Origin of the sequence: Nevskia soli, assembly GCF_903970205.1 — a bacterium.
GTDB lineage: Bacteria > Acidobacteriota > Terriglobia > Bryobacterales > Bryobacteraceae > Bog-113.
Genome location: NZ_CAJCHS010000083.1, coordinates 12,762 through 31,131, shown reverse-complemented (window position 1 = coordinate 31,131; position 18,370 = coordinate 12,762). Strand labels below are relative to the sequence as shown.

16 protein-coding genes are annotated in these 18,370 nt (G+C 59.2%); 4 read left to right on the top strand and 12 right to left on the bottom strand.

Translation table 11 applies throughout. The annotated features are described in order from the left end of the window. Positions 1-361 precede the first annotated feature (361 nt). Positions 362-988, bottom strand: coding sequence for a PadR family transcriptional regulator (locus H1Y01_RS04210; protein ID WP_219341254.1), 627 nt, complete (start codon positions 986-988; stop codon positions 362-364). Positions 989-1,065: 77 nt separating this feature from the next. Between H1Y01_RS04210 and H1Y01_RS04205 the strand changes: the two genes are divergently transcribed. Continuing rightward, a complete protein-coding gene (locus H1Y01_RS04205; RefSeq protein ID WP_180539019.1) occupies positions 1,066-2,274 on the top strand; it encodes a PP2C family protein-serine/threonine phosphatase in 1,209 nt (402 codons plus the stop codon). On the opposite strand, the gene H1Y01_RS04200 is transcribed toward H1Y01_RS04205, so the two are convergent. The 7 genes from H1Y01_RS04200 to H1Y01_RS04170 all read right to left on the bottom strand — a co-directional run bounded on the left by H1Y01_RS04200 (position 2,265) and on the right by H1Y01_RS04170 (position 8,604). After that, a complete protein-coding gene (locus H1Y01_RS04200) occupies positions 2,265-3,167 on the bottom strand; it encodes a histone deacetylase family protein (protein WP_219341253.1) in 903 nt (300 codons plus the stop codon). The genes H1Y01_RS04205 and H1Y01_RS04200 overlap by 10 nt on opposite strands. A 23-nt stretch (positions 3,168-3,190) precedes the next feature. Further along, on the bottom strand, positions 3,191-4,528 hold the full coding sequence (glmM, locus tag H1Y01_RS04195) for a phosphoglucosamine mutase (protein ID WP_180539018.1): 1,338 nt from the start codon (positions 4,526-4,528) through the stop codon (positions 3,191-3,193). A 2-nt stretch (positions 4,529-4,530) separates the two neighbouring features. Beyond that, the gene (locus H1Y01_RS04190) at positions 4,531-5,208 is read right to left on the bottom strand and encodes a CdaR family protein (protein ID WP_180539017.1); all 678 of its coding nucleotides are present in this window, start codon (positions 5,206-5,208) and stop codon (positions 4,531-4,533) included. Next, positions 5,205-6,050, bottom strand: coding sequence for a diadenylate cyclase CdaA (gene cdaA, locus H1Y01_RS04185; protein WP_180539016.1), 846 nt, complete (start codon positions 6,048-6,050; stop codon positions 5,205-5,207). Before cdaA ends, H1Y01_RS04190 begins: the two co-directional genes overlap by 4 nt. Before the next feature lie 84 nt (positions 6,051-6,134). Further along, entirely contained in the window at positions 6,135-7,925 is a 1,791-nt protein-coding gene (locus H1Y01_RS04180; RefSeq protein WP_257644413.1) for an FG-GAP repeat domain-containing protein, read from the bottom strand. 47 nt (positions 7,926-7,972) lie between these two features. Then, positions 7,973-8,257 carry a helix-turn-helix domain-containing protein gene (locus tag H1Y01_RS04175; protein ID WP_219341252.1) on the bottom strand — a complete coding sequence of 95 codons (285 nt, stop codon included), beginning with the start codon at positions 8,255-8,257 and terminating at the stop codon, positions 7,973-7,975. A 35-nt stretch (positions 8,258-8,292) separates the two neighbouring features. Continuing rightward, the gene (locus H1Y01_RS04170) at positions 8,293-8,604 is read right to left on the bottom strand and encodes a type II toxin-antitoxin system RelE/ParE family toxin (protein WP_257644411.1); all 312 of its coding nucleotides are present in this window, start codon (positions 8,602-8,604) and stop codon (positions 8,293-8,295) included. Positions 8,605-8,861: 257 nt separating this feature from the next. On the opposite strand from H1Y01_RS04170, the gene ribB reads away from it, so the two are divergent. After that, positions 8,862-9,968 (top strand): 3,4-dihydroxy-2-butanone-4-phosphate synthase, encoded by a 1,107-nt coding sequence (gene ribB / locus H1Y01_RS04165; RefSeq protein WP_180539013.1) that lies wholly within the window; start codon positions 8,862-8,864, stop codon positions 9,966-9,968. A gap of 65 nt (positions 9,969-10,033) precedes the next feature. Continuing rightward, complete coding sequence (locus H1Y01_RS04160) at positions 10,034-11,020, top strand: hypothetical protein (protein WP_180539012.1); 987 nt, start codon at positions 10,034-10,036, stop codon at positions 11,018-11,020. Here H1Y01_RS04160 and H1Y01_RS04155 read toward each other — a convergent pair. Continuing rightward, positions 10,980-12,158 (bottom strand): glycosyltransferase, encoded by a 1,179-nt coding sequence (locus H1Y01_RS04155; protein ID WP_180539011.1) that lies wholly within the window; start codon positions 12,156-12,158, stop codon positions 10,980-10,982. The two genes, H1Y01_RS04160 and H1Y01_RS04155, sit on opposite strands and share 41 nt — an antisense overlap. A gap of 49 nt (positions 12,159-12,207) precedes the next feature. Here H1Y01_RS04155 and H1Y01_RS04150 point away from each other — a divergent pair, with 49 nt between their 5' ends. Further along, positions 12,208-13,014 carry a DUF4351 domain-containing protein gene (locus tag H1Y01_RS04150; protein ID WP_180539010.1) on the top strand — a complete coding sequence of 269 codons (807 nt, stop codon included), beginning with the start codon at positions 12,208-12,210 and terminating at the stop codon, positions 13,012-13,014. 10 nt (positions 13,015-13,024) lie between these two features. Here the strand turns inward: H1Y01_RS04150 and H1Y01_RS04145 are convergent, their stop codons facing one another. The 3 genes from H1Y01_RS04145 to uvrB all read right to left on the bottom strand — a co-directional run bounded on the left by H1Y01_RS04145 (position 13,025) and on the right by uvrB (position 18,061). Then, positions 13,025-15,070 (bottom strand): aryl-sulfate sulfotransferase, encoded by a 2,046-nt coding sequence (locus H1Y01_RS04145; RefSeq protein ID WP_257644412.1) that lies wholly within the window; start codon positions 15,068-15,070, stop codon positions 13,025-13,027. A gap of 148 nt (positions 15,071-15,218) precedes the next feature. After that, positions 15,219-16,058 carry a DUF2520 domain-containing protein gene (locus H1Y01_RS04140; RefSeq protein WP_180539008.1) on the bottom strand — a complete coding sequence of 280 codons (840 nt, stop codon included), beginning with the start codon at positions 16,056-16,058 and terminating at the stop codon, positions 15,219-15,221. Positions 16,059-16,060: 2 nt separating this feature from the next. Continuing rightward, a complete protein-coding gene (gene uvrB / locus H1Y01_RS04135) occupies positions 16,061-18,061 on the bottom strand; it encodes an excinuclease ABC subunit UvrB (RefSeq protein WP_180539007.1) in 2,001 nt (666 codons plus the stop codon). Between the last annotated feature and the right edge of the window lie 309 nt (positions 18,062-18,370).

The window sequence follows — 18,370 nt, the reverse complement described above, 5'->3', positions numbered from 1 at the left end:
TCGGTTTCGCGTGGGAAGGTTTGTTGAATAAGCTTCCTAAGTAGGGCTGTAGAGAGCCCTGAGTCTACAAAGCGACACGCGCGTTCGATCCGTCGATATCGCCCGGGCTGCCTTATTCCTGACGCGATGGGTCACTAACTTTCGCGCACCCGATTTTGTCTTCCCTGCCGGTTAATCCCGGCGAGTTACCGGCGAGTTACATGTGGAGCAAAACCGACCCCCAAAGGGGTCGCGGCTCGCTCGAAAATGACCGCCAACATACTCCGTTCCACCCGGATACCCTCCCTTTCGGTCGGGCTCGGAGTGGGGCTGAACGTAACGCAATGAGTCTGCTGAGCGGTCTTTTCGAGCTTTCGACACGCTACATCGCATCGATCGCTTTCGCTGCCGCGTTGATCGCGTCGGCGATCTTACCCACTTTCTCGGACTTCACGTCCCCGCGGGACATACGCGCCCGGATCGCACTCTGCAGGTTATGAAAAGCCTTCATCAATTCCGGCGACCGGACACGCTCGAAACCCTTGCCGGCCTCCTCCAAACGCGCGAATAGCTCCTCGATCCGCGCTCCGTTCGCCTGAAGATATTCCACACCGTCGGGTGTCACGGAGTATACCTTCTTGCTGTTCTCAAGGGAAGCGGTCGTCAATCCCTCTTCTTCCAGCATCGTCAAAGTGGGATAAATGACGCCCGCGCTCGGAGAGTAACCGCCCGCGAGGCGTTCCTCCATCGTCTTGATGAGCTGATATCCATAGCTCGGCTGTTCGGAGAGTAACTTCAGGACAACGAGCTTGATGTCCCCGGCGTCGAACAACCGTTCGCGAGATCCAAAGCCGCCCCGATGACGGCCGTGCCGTCCGAAACCGTGCCCAAATTCGCCGCGGCCCTCGCCGCCGAACTCCCCGCGCCTGGCAAAGCCGCGTTCACCGCGTCTGCCGCAATCATCGTGCGTTCTAAAAATGTGTTCAAACATATTTAAGATATAGCTCAAGATATATCTTTTTGCAAGAGCCGCAGAAATTTTTGTGCGGGGTTACCGCGTGGGGATCGGGTTAGCATTACCTTGATATGGCAAATCAGCCTGACGCGAACGATTCCACGCAGCCGCATCTTCGTATCCAATCGGTCACAATTTACGTTCGCGATCAGGATCGGAGCACTCGATTCTACGTAGACAAACTCGAATTCACTCTGGCTTTCGATGTCCGGCTTGAAAGCGGCTCGCGGTGGGTCGGATTCTCGCCGCCCGACGGGTTCACTGTGCTGGTGGTGGTCGCCCCGGAAGCGACTTCTGAAGAGTACGGACGGATCGGGCGTACCACCGGAATCATGTTTGTTACGGAGGACGTTGCGGCGACATGGCGTCTCTGGTCGGAGCGCGGTGTCCCCTTCCAGCATGCGCCGCGCGAAAGCGATTGGGGCGGGACCTTCACCGTCTTCGCGGATGACGACGGAAACGAGTTTGCGCTGGTTAGTTTCGATGCGGTCACCCGCGAGATCGAAGAACAGCGGCGCGCGGCGGCGGCGAGACTTGAAGCGGAACGCCGCGCGGCCCAGGAAATGGAAATCGCGAAGCAGGTGCAGGCGAGACTGTTCCCGCAAAGCCGGCCCGCGTGTAGGACCCTCGATTACTCCGGTATCTGCAAACAAGCGCGCCAGGTGGGCGGAGATTACTACGATTTCCTAAATCTAGGTGAGGATCGTATTGGATTAGTTATCGGAGACATCGCCGGAAAAGGGATTGCGGGCGCGCTACTTATGGCTAACTTGCAGGCTAACCTGCGCGGCCAGTGCGCGGTCGCGTGGAGTCAGCCGCGCCGTCTGCTGCAGTTAGTCAACCGGCTCTTCTATGAAAATACGGCCAACAGCGCTTATGCAACGCTGTTCTTTGCGGAATACGACGACCGGACGCAGTGCTTACGCTTCGTCAACTGCGGGCATCTTTGCGGACTTCTTTTCCGGGGCGGTAATGAGATCGAGCGGTTAGATGCGACGGGTACCGTGCTCGGACTCTTTAGTGAGTGGGATGGCGAGATCGGCGAATGCCACTTACAGCCGGGAGATACTCTCGTGCTTTATACCGACGGAGTTACTGAAGCGATCAACGATGCGGGAGAGGAGTTCGGAGAGGATCGGTTGATTGCGGCAGTGCGACGGCGCGCCGGAGAATCGGGCGAGGCACTAAGCCGGGCGATTGTTCGTGAGATCGAGGCTTTTAGTTCCGTTGAACAGTATGATGATGTGACGTTGATCGTGGCCAGGTGCGTTCAAGGATGATTTGACAAGATTGCCGCCGCGGTTCGAAACGTCGACGCGTGCCCTTCGACTGTCGGTTCAATCGGATCGGAATACCCGCCGCCAATCGTAATCACAACCGGAATCCTTCGATCGAAGCAGGCCTGCAGCACCATCGCGTCGCGTGCCCTCACACCCGCGTGAGTCAACGCTAAACGGCCCAGCCGGTCAGTCCGCAGCACATCGACACCCGCCTGATAGAAGATCGCCTCGGGTTCGAACGCGAAGACCGCCGGCAGCTCCCGCTCCAGAATGCGCAGATACTCATCGTCGCCCACGCCGTCGGCGAGCGGAACATCGCGGCGGGATCTTTGCTTACGCAGCGGAAAGTTCCGCTCGCCGTGCATCGAGAACGTGAAGACGTCAGGATCGTCGTTGAAAATCGCCGCGGTTCCATCACCTTGGTGGACATCCAAGTCGACCACCGCCGCGCGCTGAATCTTGCCGGCTTCGCGCAGCGCCAGAATGCCGATCGCGATATCGTTGAACACGCAGAAGCCCGATCCCTCGGCATAGAACGCGTGATGCGTTCCGCCGGCCAGAGCCCCGCTGCAGCCGAACTCCCATGCCCGGCGCGTCGCGGCGAGCGTCCCTCCGGCAGATGCCAAGGTACGCTGCACCAAAGCTTCCGACCACGGAAATCCGATGCGCCGTATCTCGGCCACAGTTAGTTGTCCTTCCAGAAAACGCCTGACATAAGAAGGATCGTGGGCCAGTTCGATCTCGTCCGCAGACGCGAGAGGCGACGGCTGAAACTCAAAGCGCGGATCGCCGCTCAACGCCTCCCGAAGCGCCCGGTACTTCGGCATCGGGAACTTATGGCCGGGCGGCAGAGGGATGGTGTAGAGATCGGAGTAGAAGAGCCGCAGCGGCATCCAGGGTGGTGAAAACGTCGCGATTAGGCCAGCTCTTTTTCGATCACGTCCGCGATGCTGTGCGAGAAATGCTCGACCAGTTCCGCATCGCGTCCTTCGACCATCACGCGAGCCAGCGGCTCCGTGCCGGAGAATCGCACGACAATGCGTCCATCGCCGTTCATGGCCTTCTCCGCCGCGCGAACCGCGTCCTGAACCGCCGGCATTTCGTCCAGATTGCGACGTAGCCGCACGCGCACATTCACCAGCTTCTGCGGATAGATTTCAAGATCGCTCACCAGTTCGTCGATCGTCTTGTGCTGTTTCCGTGCCGCACCGAGCACATGGAGTGCGGTCAACATCCCGTCGCCGGTGGTTGCGAACGCGCGGAAGATCACGTGGCCGGACTGTTCGCCGCCAAGACTTGCCCCGATCCGCAGCATCTCTTCGAGGACGTATTTATCGCCCACGGGAGTGCGCACCATGGAAAGCCCGTTGCGCCCCAGCGCGACTTCCAGCCCCAGGTTCGACATCACGGTCGAGACGACGGTATTGCCGCTCATCCCGCCGTCGCGCTGCATGGCACGCGCCATGATGAGCAGCACCGCGTCGCCGTTGATCACGCGGCCGGCTCGCGAAATCAGGATGGCGCGATCGGCATCTCCGTCGAACGCGATCCCGGCATCGGCTTGTTCGCGCTCGACGGCGTGGGCCAGAGACTCGACATGCAAGGCACCGCAATCCAGGTTGATATTGCGGCCGTTCGGCTGGTTATGAATAGCCGTGACCCGGGCACCGGCGCGCCTGAAGATCTCCGGTGCAAGCTCCGACGCCGCGCCGTTACCGCAGTCAATCACCAGATGCAATCCATCGAGCGGCACCGGCAACGTGGACAACAGGAAGTCGGCGTACTTCGGTGCAAGTTCCGGATCGGCCCGCAACGGCTGCGGGGCAACCGGATGCATGGGCAGAACGCGGAAGATCTCCTGCTCGATCTCCAGTTCTTCTTCGTCCGGGAGTTTATAACCGGTTGCTGCGAAGACTTTGATGCCATTGTCCTGATACGGATTGTGCGAGGCGGAAATCATCACGCCCGCCGCAAAACCGCCCGTGCGCGTCAGGTAGGCAACGCCGGGAGTGGTAATCACTCCGGCGAAACGCGCGGCCACGCCCTGTTCCCGAAGGCCGCCCGCGACGGCTTCGGCGATCCATAGACCCGATTCGCGCGTGTCCATCCCTATCAACACCACAGGCTCCGCGCGGCCGTGCGCCTGCAGATCTTTGCCGAGCGCGCTGCCCAGCGCCGAAACCGTTGCGCGATCGAGCGGCGGTTCGCCCGCAACACCGCGGACCCCGTCCGTGCCGAATAACTGGCGTGCCATTGTCAACTACCGAGTATGACCTTAACCCGGACGTTCTCAAAATGAACGAAGCGCACGAAGGGTTCTTTAATGAACGGCGCGGTCGTGAAAACCTGTCCATTGCGCGCGTTGGAGAGGTCAATGGGGTCGGTGGTGACCGACTGGACCAGATTCACGCGGCTGGTGGGGCCGGTGATCGCCAGGTTGGGCGGATCGACGTCGACCTTGACAACCCGCGCGTTGTTCGGCGGCGTTCCCGCATATTCAATCTGCACGGGAACGGCGCGCTGCTCGCGATTCTCAAAGACGAACCGTAGCTCCGCCGGAACCGACGTCATCAACTGAACCCCGCGCGGAAGATGAATTTCACTCGCGTCGATATTGAACGTGCGCTCGCCCGGAGTGGTGACCTTCGAAAAATCCAGAACGACCGGCGTGGGAGCAGCGCTCCACTGGCGCAGACGCCCGCTCGCCCCGCGCAGTTCCAGGCGCACCGTGCTCTGAATGTCCGAACTGATCTCCAGCGTCGAGGGCGTGTTTTTGAACTGCACGGGGACGCGCAGAACGGTGGCCATCTCGGGTTCGCTGGCGACGGCGACCCACAGCACCGCCGCGGCTGCCAGCGACAGCAGCTTCCAGGGCCAGTTCGCGAGAATCCACCTCGTCCAGATCCGCTGGCCGAAACCGATTTGCTTCCTCATGTGCGGGCCGCCTTGACATCCTGGTTCGCTTCGCGGGCGCCTTCTTGCGGAGAGGGAGCGAGCGCGCCGCCGGCTGACGCGCTGTACCGGCCCGACCCAAAGTGCTTGTGAATACGCTCATCCACTTGCTCCACGGTCAGGTTATATTCGAGTTCGCCCAACACCGCAACCGAAATGGCCCCGCTCTCCTCGCTCACGATCAGCGACATGCAGTCGGTTTCTTCGGTGATCCCGATGGCGGCGCGATGCCGTGTTCCGAACTTCGAAGAAATCGCCGGATTGGTGCTCAACGGAAGAAAGCACGCGGCGGCGCTGATCTTTTCCTTCTGGATAATGACCGCCCCGTCGTGCAGCGCTCCGCCGGGATAGAAGATGGAGAGCAGCAGATCGCGGGAGATCTCGGCATCCAGGCGCACGCCGCTTTCGATGAACGTGCGCAGTCCGGTGTCTTTCTCAAGCACGATGAGCGCGCCGGCCCTTTGCTCGGAAAGGAGCGAGAGCGCGAGTAGCACTTCATCGGTCGATTCCGGCCGCCGGAAACCGCGCGCGAACCAGTTCTTGCGGCCGATGCGCGCGAGGGTGCGGCGGATTTCGCTCTGAAACAAAACCACGGCGGCGATCACGGAGTACGGAATCAGATAGGCCAACAGGGAGCGCAGCGTTTCGAGGCCGGCCCAACCGGAAACGATGTAAACCGCGATGACGGTGACGATGCCCGCCAGCACATGCGCGGCGCGCGTGCCGCGGACGATGGCGAGGAACTGGTAGATGATGAAGGCAACCGCCAGAATGTCGATGACTGACGTGAGCGTCAGCCGCGAAAATGGCTCAAACAACGTCATTGGCTGCCTTATTTTGTCACAGACGCGGGGCAGCGGACATCGTTACGCGGGAATGCAGATAAGTGTCGCGTTCGCCCTACCGCGTCAATGGGACGTGATATTCGGCAGGAGTGTTAGCGTGCCGTTCACCGTCAGCAAGTCCTCGGTTGCGTCGGATCCGCCGGCGTGAAACGGGCCCGCCAGAATCTGGAGCGGGTAGGGGCCAGTCCCGAGTACGATCGGGTTGGCGGCATTGTAGAACGTTCCCTTGCCGTCCCCGAGCACGACGTAAACAGTAAAAGCGTCCTCGTTGACAAACGCAACGTCGAGGTTTCCATCGCCGTTGAAATCACCGATCGTGCTGGCGATGCCAATTAGCGCCGGGCTTACGTCGATCTTAGTGCTTTGCCGGAATGCGCCCTTTCCGTTCCCGAGAAGAAGTTGGAAGCCGGCAGCGGACTCCCCGATCGCGAGGTCCAGATTGCCGTCGTGGTTGAAGTCGCCCGCAGAGATCGAGTTCCCGAGGTATTTCGTCACTGTCGGTGCCTGGAATGTGCCGTCCCCATTCCCTAAGAGAATGGCAATGTAGGAGTCGAAGTAGCCCTGATTGTTTTGGAACGTCGCGACATCCAGATTTCCGTCACCGTTGAAGTCGCCCACCGCAGGGGGGAAATTGTAGCCGCCACCTATATTCGAAGGAATCGTCGTAGGGAACGGAGTGAATGCGCCGAGGGCACCGTCACCGTTTCCCAGCATGACTCCGCTGGTGGTGACCAGGTCCGGGTTTCCGTCATGGTTCAAATCGGCGATTAGACCAGGCCCGGTGCTCCGGTATGGAGGCCCGGCTGAGTAAGTCGCAGAGTACGCGAACCCTCCCCCACTGGTGCCGAGGTAAACGGCAGCGAAAAAAGAGAAGTTCTGCTGTTGGTCCTGATAAAGGTAGATCAGGTCGTCGATCCCATCGCCATTCAGATCTCCGCAGACGATGTACACGAAGTCTGCGTCGAATGCCGAAATGACGGGACCTTGGGAGAAAGGCGATTTCGCCTCGCCGGTTCCATACAGAATTTGGATCTCCCCATAACCTGCGACAACCAGGTCGGGGAGGCCATCTTTATTAACATCAGCCTCAACTGCCCACTGGGCATTCAGGCTGGGCGAAATAGTGACGCCGTCGGTGAATTTACCGTTGCCGTTGTTCAATAAGATTGACCAATCGTATGCGGCGGCATTGACGAGAATCAGATCCGCGGCACCCGACCCGCTTAAGTCGGCTAAGCTGACCCCGACGGTGTTTCCGTCGCTCTCGTAGCTGTAGGGATTGAACAACTTTCCGTCGCCCTTTCCTAAAAAGATGTACGCGTCACCCTCTCCTCCCGCCGCGACAACGTCGACTTTGCCGTCCCCGTTGATATCACCAAGCTCGATATCTTCTACAATCCCTGGGACGTCGAGCAACGATCCGCCATGGAGGGTGCCGTCGCCCTTACTCAGGAAGGTGGCTACGTAGGGTATTTCTTTTCCGCTGCTCTCGTAGCAGCCGACCACGAGGTCGGGCAGACCATCCCCGTTCAGATCAGCGCTCCGCGTGGCCGCAAAAGTAGCGCAGCCAAGAGCGAAACTCTGGCCGGCAGTGAACGTTCCGTCGCCGCGCCCCAGCATTACGGATGTTGCGCTACTGGTCGTGATCAAAAGGTCGGCGAACCCGTCGCCGTTAAGGTCGGCTGCACCTATACCGAACGCCCCCGGAAGGGACGACACTATCGGCGTGGCGAAGGTTCCGTCGCCGTTTCCGAAGGCCACTTCTAGAAGGCAAGGCGCTGTCTCCGAGCAGCCCAGGCCCGTGTAAGTAGTGACGATCACGTCAAGATTTCCGTCGCCATTTACGTCACCTATGGTGAACTTAGTGCCATCGGTGACCCGAGCCGCAAGTGAGGAGTCTCTTAGAACACTTGAAGCGTTGGCGAGTCCCGGTCGCCGCTGTGGGGTCGCACGACGATGTCGACATCTTGGTTCAGCGCTACCAGAAATCGTAGTAGCCTCTCTACCGAAAACTGCCTGAATTCGCCGCGCAGCATTTTCGAGATATCAGGCTGCGGAATTCCCAGTAGTTTGCCGGCCTCAGCCTGTTTTAGCTTTCGCTTCTTCAGAATGCCGTCGATTTTGAAAACCAACTGCGCTCTAACCAGGTGTTCAGCGGCATCCGGCACGTCTAGATCCTGGAACACGTTTCGGACTTCAGGGCCAGATTTCCTTTTGCGCATCATTTTCCTCCGGTTTTGTCTCGGGATATCCGTTCGGCTTCACGCAACCGTTGTTCGATCCGTTCAAGATCGAGGCGCGGGATCGAACGGCCGCGCTTCGATTTCTTCTGATACGCGTGCAGGACGTAGACCGCCTCCTCAAATCGCACTGTGTATACCGTTCGAAATGTGTCACCACGATCGTCCGATATCACTTCAAGCACGCCTGCGCCGCCGAAGCCGCTCAGCGCTTTCGTGTCGCGGTGCTTGCCTCCACGCTGCGCCACATACAGCGCATAACCGATCTTGTCCCGGACAGCGTCGGGAAACACTCGAACGTCTCTTAGGCTCGAACCAACCCAAATTACTGGTTTCAGGGTCGGGTCACTCGCGTTCCGCAATTACGAATATAGTGATTTCACTATGGGAGGTCAAGGCGGGTTCAGGAGATGATTATCATCTGCGACCGATCGTAAACCCGCGATTACATCGCTGGCAGAGTGCTCCGAGTTATCCCAAACCCAAGGGAACCGCACTCGCGCCCCCAATGGCAGTACACTGAAAACAAAGCGAAAGCTTCTCCACTCGCATGGCCTTTGTCCCCATCCCCGAAGCAGTAGCGGCCATTCGGGAAGGCCGCATGATCGTCGTCGTCGACGATGAGGATCGCGAAAACGAAGGCGATCTCACCATCGCCGCGGAGTTCGTCACGCCCGACGCCATCACCTTTATGGCGACGCAGGGCCGCGGCCTGATCTGTCTCGCACTCACCGCCGCCCGCTGCGATTACCTCCGGCTGCCGCTGATGTCTTCCCACAACACGTCGACGTTCGGCACCGCGTTTACCGAATCGATCGACGCGAAAGAAGGTGTCACCACCGGAATCTCGTCGGCGGACCGCGCGCGGACCATCCAGGTCGCGATCGACCCGAGCACGCGCGCGTCGGACCTGGCGCGGCCCGGCCACGTGTTTCCGCTGCGGGCGCGTGAAGGCGGCGTGCTGGTTCGCGCGGGCCAAACCGAAGCTGCCGTCGATCTCGCCCGGCTTGCCGGTCTGACGCCGGGCGGCGTGATCTGCGAGGTCATGAACGACGACGGCACCATGGCGCGCGTCCCGCAGCTGCTCGAGTTCTGCAAGAAGCACGGCCTGGTGATGACGTCGGTGGCCGACCTCATCCGCTACCGCATGCAGCACGAGCGCTACATTCATCGCTGCTCGGAAAGCACGATTCAGACGGAGTTCGGACCTTTTCGCGCCATCTGGTATTCGAGCGACATCGAACCCGAGAAACACGTCGCGCTGGTCCGGGGAGACATTTCGGACAGCGAGATTCCGGTGCTGGTCCGGATGCACTCGCACTGCGTCTATGGCGATGTGTTCGGGTCGACCGCGTGCGATTGCCAGGGGACGATCCGCGGATCGATGCAGCAGATTGCGGACGCGGGGCGCGGCGTGCTGGTGTACCTGCATCAGAACGGGCCGGGATTGCGGCATGAGGCCGGAACCGGCGGCCAGCAGTCTTCGCATGTGCAGTTACAGCACGAAAATGGGATCGGCGCGCAGATATTGTCGGATCTCGGGTTGCGCTCCGTGCGTCTACTAACCAACCATCCGCGAAAGATTGTGGCTCTGGAAGGGTTCGGGATTCGTATTGTGGAGCAAGTGCCGGTGCGGGAATTAGTCCGCAAGAAATAAACGCAAGTAATAAATATGGAACCCGTCGGGCTGTTTGTTCGTAACCATGACGGAAGGAGTACTTCATGAGACAAACCACTTTGCTTTCGGCGCTGCTGGCCTTCGGTTCCTTATCCGCCTTTGCCGCCGATCCGCAGTTACTGAATATGGCGCCCCCGGGCGCCTCCACCTACGCGGGGATCAACGTCGAGCAATTGAAGACTTCGCCGTTCATTCAATTTCTGCTGACCCAGATGCCGGAAAGCGATTCGCTGAATAAGTTCATCGCCGAGACGGGATTCGATCCACGGCGGGATCTGACGGAAGTCCTGATTGCTACGGCGATGCCTTCGGCTCCCGCGGTGAGCGCTACCGCGGAAACGGGCACGCCGCAGGGAACGCCCGGGATTGACATACGTTCATGGGCGGGAGTGGTTCTCGCCAAAGGGACTTTCAACGTTCCTCAGATTCTCGGTGTCGCGGCCAATGACGCTCAAGTGGTAGTCTCCACCTATTCGGGCGCCACGCTACTCACCATCAATAAGGCCGAGGCGTTGGCCTTTGTGGACGCGTCCACGGCGGTCGCCGGAAACGTGTCCAGCGTGAAGGCGGCGCTCGACCGGCGGAACGGATCGAACTCCATTAGCCCCGCGATCATGGCGCGCATCAATCAGCTAAGCACCACGCTGGATGCCTGGACCGTGTCGACAGGCGCCCTCTCTTCGTTCATTCCCGGTATGGCGGGGCCGAACGGTCCATCCGCCGTGCTTTCGAGCATCACGCAGACCAGCGGCGGAGTCAAATTCGGCGCGAGCATCCAATTGAGTGTCCAGGCCATCGCGGCCAGCGCGCAGGATGCGAGTTCGATCGGCGATCTGACCAAGTTCGCGGTTCAGATGATCTCCGCACAGGGGAATGGCGCCAACATACCCGAGGCGATCAGCACGATGCTGAAGAGCCTTGTGGTTAGCACCGACGGAACGGCCGTTAACGTCAGCCTGAGCATGCCCGAAGATCAACTCGAATCGCTGATTAAAACAACGACGTCAGTCTCGCCGGCCGCGCGTATTTAACCTCGCCGGCGCCCTCAAGGACCCGTTCGAGGAAATCCGGGATTTCGAAAACCGCGCGGTTCTGGTGGCTGCTGACCTGGCTCCGGAATCGCGCGAAGTTTGTTGGATCCAGCATTTCGCGGACGGCGGACGCAATCTCGCGAAAGTTCGACAGCACAATACCGATGTGGTTCTGATCGATCCACGTCGCGTTGTAGCGCTCCTGCGGCATGGTTGCCGAGTTCCGCTCGACAACGATCGGCAGGCCCATCGCGACGGCTTCGCTAACGCTTCCCGGACCCGGCTTTCCGACGAAAAAGTCGGCCAGCTGCATGAAGTAAGGGACTTCGCGCGTGAACCCTTCGATGTGCATCGGGACCCGGGCGCTCACCAGCCGCAAACGCTCCGCGAGCTTGCGATTGTGCCCGCACAACATAATCAACTGGACGCGCTCGCGCGATTCTTCCAGGCGCAGCGCGATATCGAGCATGTCCGCGGAGCCATGCCCCCCGAACAGAACCAGGGCGGTCGGGAGATCGGGATCGAGACCGAGCCGCGCCCGCTCCGCCCGGCGATCCACCTTTTGATAGCTGTAGAACTTGGGATTGAGGATCATTCCGGAAGCCCTGAAGATGCGTTCGTCGGGATGCCCCATGCGCCGGGCCTGATTCACTGCCTTGTCCGTCCCGCAGACGAAATATTGAGGTTGGCGCTCGATCCAGAAGTGCGGGGGAAAGTCGGCCAGATCCGTCAGAATCGTTACCAGAGGAACGCCCGGCTCGGCCCGTTGGAGCCCCTGGTACAGAGCGCGGTTGAAGTGCGGGATCACGGAAACCACAAGGTCGGTCGGATGCGCTCGCCAGAATTCCTCCAGCAGCTTGACTTGCTGCCGGTGATACAGGCGGAAGATGCCGTGCATCGTGAGGATAATCTGGCGCGATCCGCGGGTCCAGCCGCGTTTTAGTGAGTTGTTGTAGATGTCCTGCAGGCGCACGCCGGTGAATTTGCGGAAGAAATCCAGCGGGTCCAGCAGCTCCTGAAGATTCAGCAGCTCGATGTTCCAGGGACGCTGCTGCTCCGCCGCCACCTGCTTCAATGCGTTAGCTGCGCTGCGATGTCCGCCCCCCGCATCGAAGAAGATCAGATGGACCGTTTTCATTGTCTCGTCCGATTTTGTCACGGCCCAAGGCACACAATAGAGAGGCCCGATGGCGCAGACCTACGATGTGACGCTGAAGACGCTGTTGCGGAACACCGCCGGACGCGCCGTCTATACCGCGACAGGACTGTCGATTGAAACGTGGCTCGACATTGAATTGCCGAAAGTCGCGAACCCCCGGCTGGACTTGCTGGGAGAAACCCATGACGGCAGCCTCTTGCATCTGGAATTGCAAACCAGCAACGATGCGGAAATGCCGCGGCGAATGGCGGAATACGCGCTGGCGATCTTCCGCATCTACCGTACGTTTGCCCGGCAGATCGTGCTCTATGCGGGAGAGCCGGATCTTCGCATGGAAACCAGCCTCGAAGGTCCCCGCTTTAACTATAGCTTCGAGGTGATCGATCTGCGCGATCTCGATGGCGAAGCGCTTCTGGCGAGCGACCACGTGGGCGATAATGTACTAGCGATCGTGACTCGTTTGCGGGACCAGCGAAGCGCGATCGACCAGATTCTCCGAAAGATCGCAACGCTCGACGAGACAAAGCGGGAGCAAGCGATTGAGCAGTTGTCGATTTTAGCCGGCTTACGGAAGCTGGACAAAGCCGTGCAAGAAGGGATTCAACGAATGGATGATCTTCGCGAACTGATTCTAAACAATGCAGTCCTCGGACCGGGATACAAGCGCGGTCTTGCGGAAGGCGAACTGACCGTTCTGAGGCGCTTACTCGAGAAGCGGTTCGGCGCGATTCCGCAATGGGCGGAGGAGCGGCTCAACCGTCAAACGCCCGAAGACCTGGAAGCACTCACCCTCCGCATCTTAGACGCCGCCAGCCTCGAACAACTCCTTCAGTAGGTCCAAAGCATCACTGTACGAAGCTGTCGTATAGGTTCGGCAACCCGAAGCCGCGATAGCTTATCGTCGTCTTTAGATCGAACAGGATATCGCCGCTTTCACCGGTGGTCGGTTGCACTTCCAGCGCATGAGTCGGCGCGTCATGTACCTTAACGCCCGACGCATAGATGATATCGGAAGCCTGGAAGAAGTAATTGCCGTCGGGAAGCAATTGAGCGCTGCCCAGGGCGTCCGACTGATAACCAAGGTTCTGGATTAGAACCGGGCTTACAGTAAAGTTCACCTCGTTAACATTAATTACGTACCCGCGGCTGTTCTGTGAGTTGCCCAGCTCGTAGACTCGGGTGTTTCCGTTATCGTACATTGTCATGTCCCCGTTTGCATCGATCTCGACGTCGTGCTGGTGCGAGAACCAAGGGTAGACATCGTTGTAAACATTGTTAAAGGTAAAATCGCCGCAAACCGGACTTACGGGAGGGGTGAGGCCCGGCGAGCATCCGAGCCGCCATAAAACATCGCCGTTTCCGGCTCCATTCTGATATTGCACCAGGGCCACCCAATCCTGATGCCGCAGCGAAATGATCAGGTTGCCATCCGCCTGACGGTAGTACGCCGAATTGAAGTGCAACCAATCGTTCGCATAGACCGTTACTCCCGTGGTGCCCGCTAGCCATACCGGGGCGCAACCTGCGCCGCTGTCATTGCAAAGATTATTAACGTCAGCTCCGATATTGATCGCCGGTCTGGTGATCGGAAGCTCCGCGGCCCCATCGTGTTCGAACGGACTCCAGAACCACAACGGCTGGAGCGTGGTCCCGTCCAATATGACAATGCAGTTCCCGACGATATCTACATTGCACCCCACACTCGATCCAGATACCGTACAGGTGGTGGTGTTGCCCTGGGTACCCGGCGGAAAAATAGACTCCTGCTCGACCAGCACGAGATAGTTGCCATCCGGTAGCTGCAGAAACTCGTGGTCAAAAGAAGCTAAACATTGGGTTCCGATCGAGACCGGCGTGGGAACCGTGGAACAATGCGAAGTGCCCGCATAACCTAAGCTCATGAGAGCCTCAGCAACGGCTTGCGTGGTCGTGGACTGGACTAGGTAGCCCGCCGGATCGATAATCTCGACCGTTTGCCCCGCGGATGCGGCTCCCTTGTTCAGGTTGCCGCTGCCGTTCCACACGTCTCCATATCGTATGGCCATCAGGTTGCCGCCGGGCAGCAGGCGTGTCATCACCGAGCTGCTGAACGGGTCCGAAAGAGCGGCGTACCACTGCACGTTTCCGCTCAGGTCCGTCATTATCGGGAGGAACACCGAACTGGCTTCATCCGAACCGTACGTTGAAAACAGAACGTTCTTGATCGACGGATCAACCCCCGCACCGGCCGGCGTGATTACTTTTGTGGGCGGGAACGTGGTCGTTCCGATGGGCAGCGATGCGGTGCTGGTGCTGGCGCCCGTGGAACCAAATACCTGCGTCGTGCCGGTCGAGACTACGGAATCCATTTTGTAGCTCGAGTCCGCGTAGAGCCCCGTCACATACTGATTCATCGAATGCGTGCCGTCACACGCAATGGGATTCGTGTAATTGGCCGCTACGGTGCCTGCAACCCGATACTCAACGCTGAACGAGCTGCCGGAAGGACAACTCGGACCGCTCGCCAGCACAACCAAGGGGTTGCTCGTGGCGGTTAACACAAGATTCGGTCCGGACGCAATCGCGTTCAACTTATAATTCAGGGTCCGAGCGGCGCTCTGACCACTAGTGAAATCCTCGACAGTCACTTGGATTGAATAGGAGCCTTCCGTTAGCGCCGCCCCCCAAACAAAAATGTCCGAAGCGGCCCCCGCTTCGAGCGGATAACCGCGAAAGCCCTGAACCGTGGTGTAGGGCCCGCCATTGAAGCTCACACTGAACTGGAATGCGAGTGGTCCGGAACCCGAGTCGCTCGCCTTGGCAATGAACGTAACCGGAGTGCCGAGGTTCTGAGGTGATCTCAGCGAGGGGAGGAACGAGGTGATGGTTACTGACGCGCCGAGCGGGGCCACCGCTGCCAACACGAGGACACTGCCAAAAAGGGAACGAAAGATCAAATCTCCTCCTGTCGAATTAAGAATCTTCTATTCAGCATGCCAGTTTGGAATGTCAGAGTTTGTAAAAGTTGATTTTCGAGCCCCGTCTTCGGAATGGCGTGGGTCAATAGGGCTCCCGGAATGAGGCTGTTTCAGCGGCGTTCACCTCGGGGGGAGGCGGGATTGACCGAGGTCTCTTAAACAGCCGCGCGCCGGCTGTCGCGGTTGTGCGATAGAGTTCCGCAAGCTCCGGCTGAAGCTCTTCCAGGCAAGCCAATTCGCGCCTCATCCATTCCTTGTTCCCGTCCGCGACGGTGCCCGTCCAGCTCTTCTTCCCCGAATAAAGATACGAGCGCAGCCCCTGCTGAAATAGAGACTCGACCACCTGATCGCGCAGCGACCCCGAGATCCCCGCTCCCCGGACCGCTTGCATACAGGCTTCGAGCATGGGCGTAAACAACGACGTCGCAAACGTCGTCGCGGCACGGAATAGCGCCGTGGACTCCGGTTCAATCTCAACCGCCACCGCGCGCATCTCCGTAACGAAGTAACGCGCGGCTTTTACCGCCTCCCGGTCGCCTTCAATCAGCAGCCGCTTGGGCATCCCGGCGATGGGGCGAAGCGAAGCGACATGGCCGCCGCACTCGCGGATGTGCTCCATCTCGAGGCTGAACAAAACGCAATTGCAGAGGACGATCTTTTTGCCCCGCCAATCCAGTGCGGCGTTCTCGAGAAATGGCAACAAGGATTCCAGATGATGGCCCGGAGCGCAAATCAGAATAACCGAGACATCCTGTAATCCGCTGACATCTCGCAGCGCCGATCCCGCGCGCAAGGTATTGACGATCCGGCTCGCGAGCCGCGGGTTGTTGGCCGCCACCGGGCCCAGCTCCGCGGGTAAATGAGGAAACCAGCGAACCAGGTACTGGCTGACAGGTCCCGCTCCGATCAGGCCGTATTGCATGGTCAGGCCGGGATCCCAATCCCGGCAATATCCTTGGTGCGGAGCAGTTTGATTCGATCGCGGATTTGAGCGGCCTTTTCAAACTCGAACTTGCGCGCGGCCTCGCGCATGCGCGCTTCCAGTTCGACGACGAACTCCTCGCGCTGCCGCGGCGACATCTCCTCGGTGTCCTCGTCCTTCTCGATAGGAACCGTAATGTAATCGCCTTCCGCGATCGCCACCAGGCTCATGTCGATCGGTTTGATGATCGACTGCGGCGTAATCCCGTTCCGCTCGTTGTAATCCAGCTGCGTGGTGCGCCGGCGCGCGGTCTCATCAATCGCATGCCGCATACTGTCCGTGATCACATTGGCATACAGAATCGCGCGGCCTTCCAGATGACGGGCCGCCCTGCCGATGGTCTGGATGAGCGAACCGCTCGACCGCAGGAAACCTTCCTTGTCCGCGTCCAGAATCGCGACCAGCGATACCTCGGGCAGGTCGAGGCCCTCGCGCAGCAGATTGATGCCGATAAGCACGTCGAACTCTCCGCGCCGCAGATCGCGCAGGATCCGCATGCGGTCGAGCGTGCTCACTTCCGAATGCAGGTAGTTGCACTTCACGCCGACTTCGGAATAATACTCGGCCAGGTTCTCGGCCATGCGCTTGGTCAACGTCGTCACCAGCACGCGTTGATTCAGCTCGACACGAATGCGGATCTCGTGCAGCAGATCGTCAACCTGACCTTTGACAGGCCGGATATCGATCGGCGGATCCACCAATCCGGTCGGACGGATGATCTGTTCGACCACGACACCCGACGACTTGGTCAGCTCGTAAGGCCCGGGGGTCGCGGATACATAGATCACCTGGTTGACGCGGTGCTCGAACTCCTCGAACGTAAGCGGCCGGTTGTCCAGGGCGCTGGGAAGCCGGAAGCCGTGCCCGACGAGGATTTCTTTGCGCGACCGATCGCCGCCATACATGCCATGCAGCTGCGGAACCGTCTGATGGCTCTCGTCGAGGAACATGACGGAATCCTGCGGCAGATAATCGAGCAGCGTGGGAGGCGCTTCGCCGGGCAGCCGCTTGGAGAAATGCCGGGAATAGTTCTCGATGCCGTGGCAGTAGCCGATCTCACGCATCATCTCGAGATCGAACAGGGTGCGCTGCTGCAACCGCTGTGCTTCGATGATTTTGCCCTGGCTTTCGAGCTGCGGCCGCCACCACTCCAACTCCTCGCGGATCGATGCCATGGCTTCTTCTTTGGTCGAATCCGCCATCACATAGTGGGTTTTCGGGTAGATCGGGAGGCGCGCGTACGTTTGCCGCACCTGGCCGAGCAGCGGGTCGATTTGCGACAGGCTTTCTACTTCGTCTCCCCACAATTCAATGCGATAGGCAAAGTCATCGTAAGTTGGAAATACCTCAATCGTGTCGCCTCGAACCCGGAACGTGCCGCGTTTGAAGTCGGCTTCGTTGCGGTCGTAAAGTATGTCGACCAGCTTTGAAATGATGTCGCGGCGCGAGATCTTCTGACCCTTTTCGAGCATGAGAAGCATTCCGTAGTAGGCCTCGGGCGATCCCAGGCCGTAAATGCAGCTGACGCTGGAAACGATGATGCAGTCCCGGCGCTCGAACAACGACCGGGTGGCTGAAAGCCGCAGCTTATCCAGCTCATCGTTGATGGTGGCTTCCTTTTCGATATAAACGTCGCTCGAGGCGATATAAGCTTCGGGTTGATAGTAGTCGTAGTAGCTGACGAAGTATTCCACCGCGTTATGCGGAAAGAAGCTCTTAAATTCGTGGTAGAGCTGAGCCGCCAGTGTCTTGTTGTGAGCCAGCACCAGCGCGGGCCGGCCGATCCGTTCGATCACCTTGGCCATCGTGAAGGTCTTGCCTGACCCGGTAACGCCCAGTAGGACCTGGTGTTTTTCGCCGTCTTCTAAACCCCTGGTCAGTTCCGCGATAGCTGTTAGCTGATCGCCGCGCGGGCTGTAATCGACATTTAGCTGAAAATGCATGTTCCTTTCGCTGTTCCCCGCCGGAAGGGGTGGGGGCCGCTACTCAGTATCGTACAAGGGTTAGCGACGCGGCTTTATCTACCGGGTGACTTAGGCGCCCGGACAGACCTTGACTCGCGAGCTCCCGCCGCGCCGCCACACAAATCGTGTTCAGAGACGAAAACGCTGGGAGGGACTACAGTAACCGTCATTCCGGCCGATTCAATCTTCACGAGGCTTGGAAAAAAGAGCTTTAATAATCTACACGGGACAGCCATTCAAGTGATTTCTGCTAAGAAATTGTTGCCACTCTCGGCTCTTATAAGTCAT

What these genes read in the sequence shown, in the direction of transcription:
- H1Y01_RS04205 (WP_180539019.1), top strand. Translation starts at nt 1,066, where the DNA reads ATGGCAAATCAGCCTGACGCGAACGATTCCACGCAGCCGCATCTTCGT.
- H1Y01_RS04200 (WP_219341253.1), bottom strand. Translation starts at nt 3,167, where the DNA reads ATGCCGCTGCGGCTCTTCTACTCCGATCTCTACACCATCCCTCTGCCG.
- glmM (WP_180539018.1), bottom strand. Translation starts at nt 4,528, where the DNA reads ATGGCACGCCAGTTATTCGGCACGGACGGGGTCCGCGGTGTTGCGGGC.
- H1Y01_RS04190 (WP_180539017.1), bottom strand. Translation starts at nt 5,208, where the DNA reads ATGAGGAAGCAAATCGGTTTCGGCCAGCGGATCTGGACGAGGTGGATT.
- cdaA (WP_180539016.1), bottom strand. Translation starts at nt 6,050, where the DNA reads ATGACGTTGTTTGAGCCATTTTCGCGGCTGACGCTCACGTCAGTCATC.
- ribB (WP_180539013.1), top strand. Translation starts at nt 8,862, where the DNA reads ATGGCCTTTGTCCCCATCCCCGAAGCAGTAGCGGCCATTCGGGAAGGC.
- H1Y01_RS04160 (WP_180539012.1), top strand. Translation starts at nt 10,034, where the DNA reads ATGAGACAAACCACTTTGCTTTCGGCGCTGCTGGCCTTCGGTTCCTTA.
- H1Y01_RS04155 (WP_180539011.1), bottom strand. Translation starts at nt 12,158, where the DNA reads ATGAAAACGGTCCATCTGATCTTCTTCGATGCGGGGGGCGGACATCGC.
- H1Y01_RS04150 (WP_180539010.1), top strand. Translation starts at nt 12,208, where the DNA reads ATGGCGCAGACCTACGATGTGACGCTGAAGACGCTGTTGCGGAACACC.
- H1Y01_RS04140 (WP_180539008.1), bottom strand. Translation starts at nt 16,058, where the DNA reads ATGCAATACGGCCTGATCGGAGCGGGACCTGTCAGCCAGTACCTGGTT.
- uvrB (WP_180539007.1), bottom strand. Translation starts at nt 18,061, where the DNA reads ATGCATTTTCAGCTAAATGTCGATTACAGCCCGCGCGGCGATCAGCTA.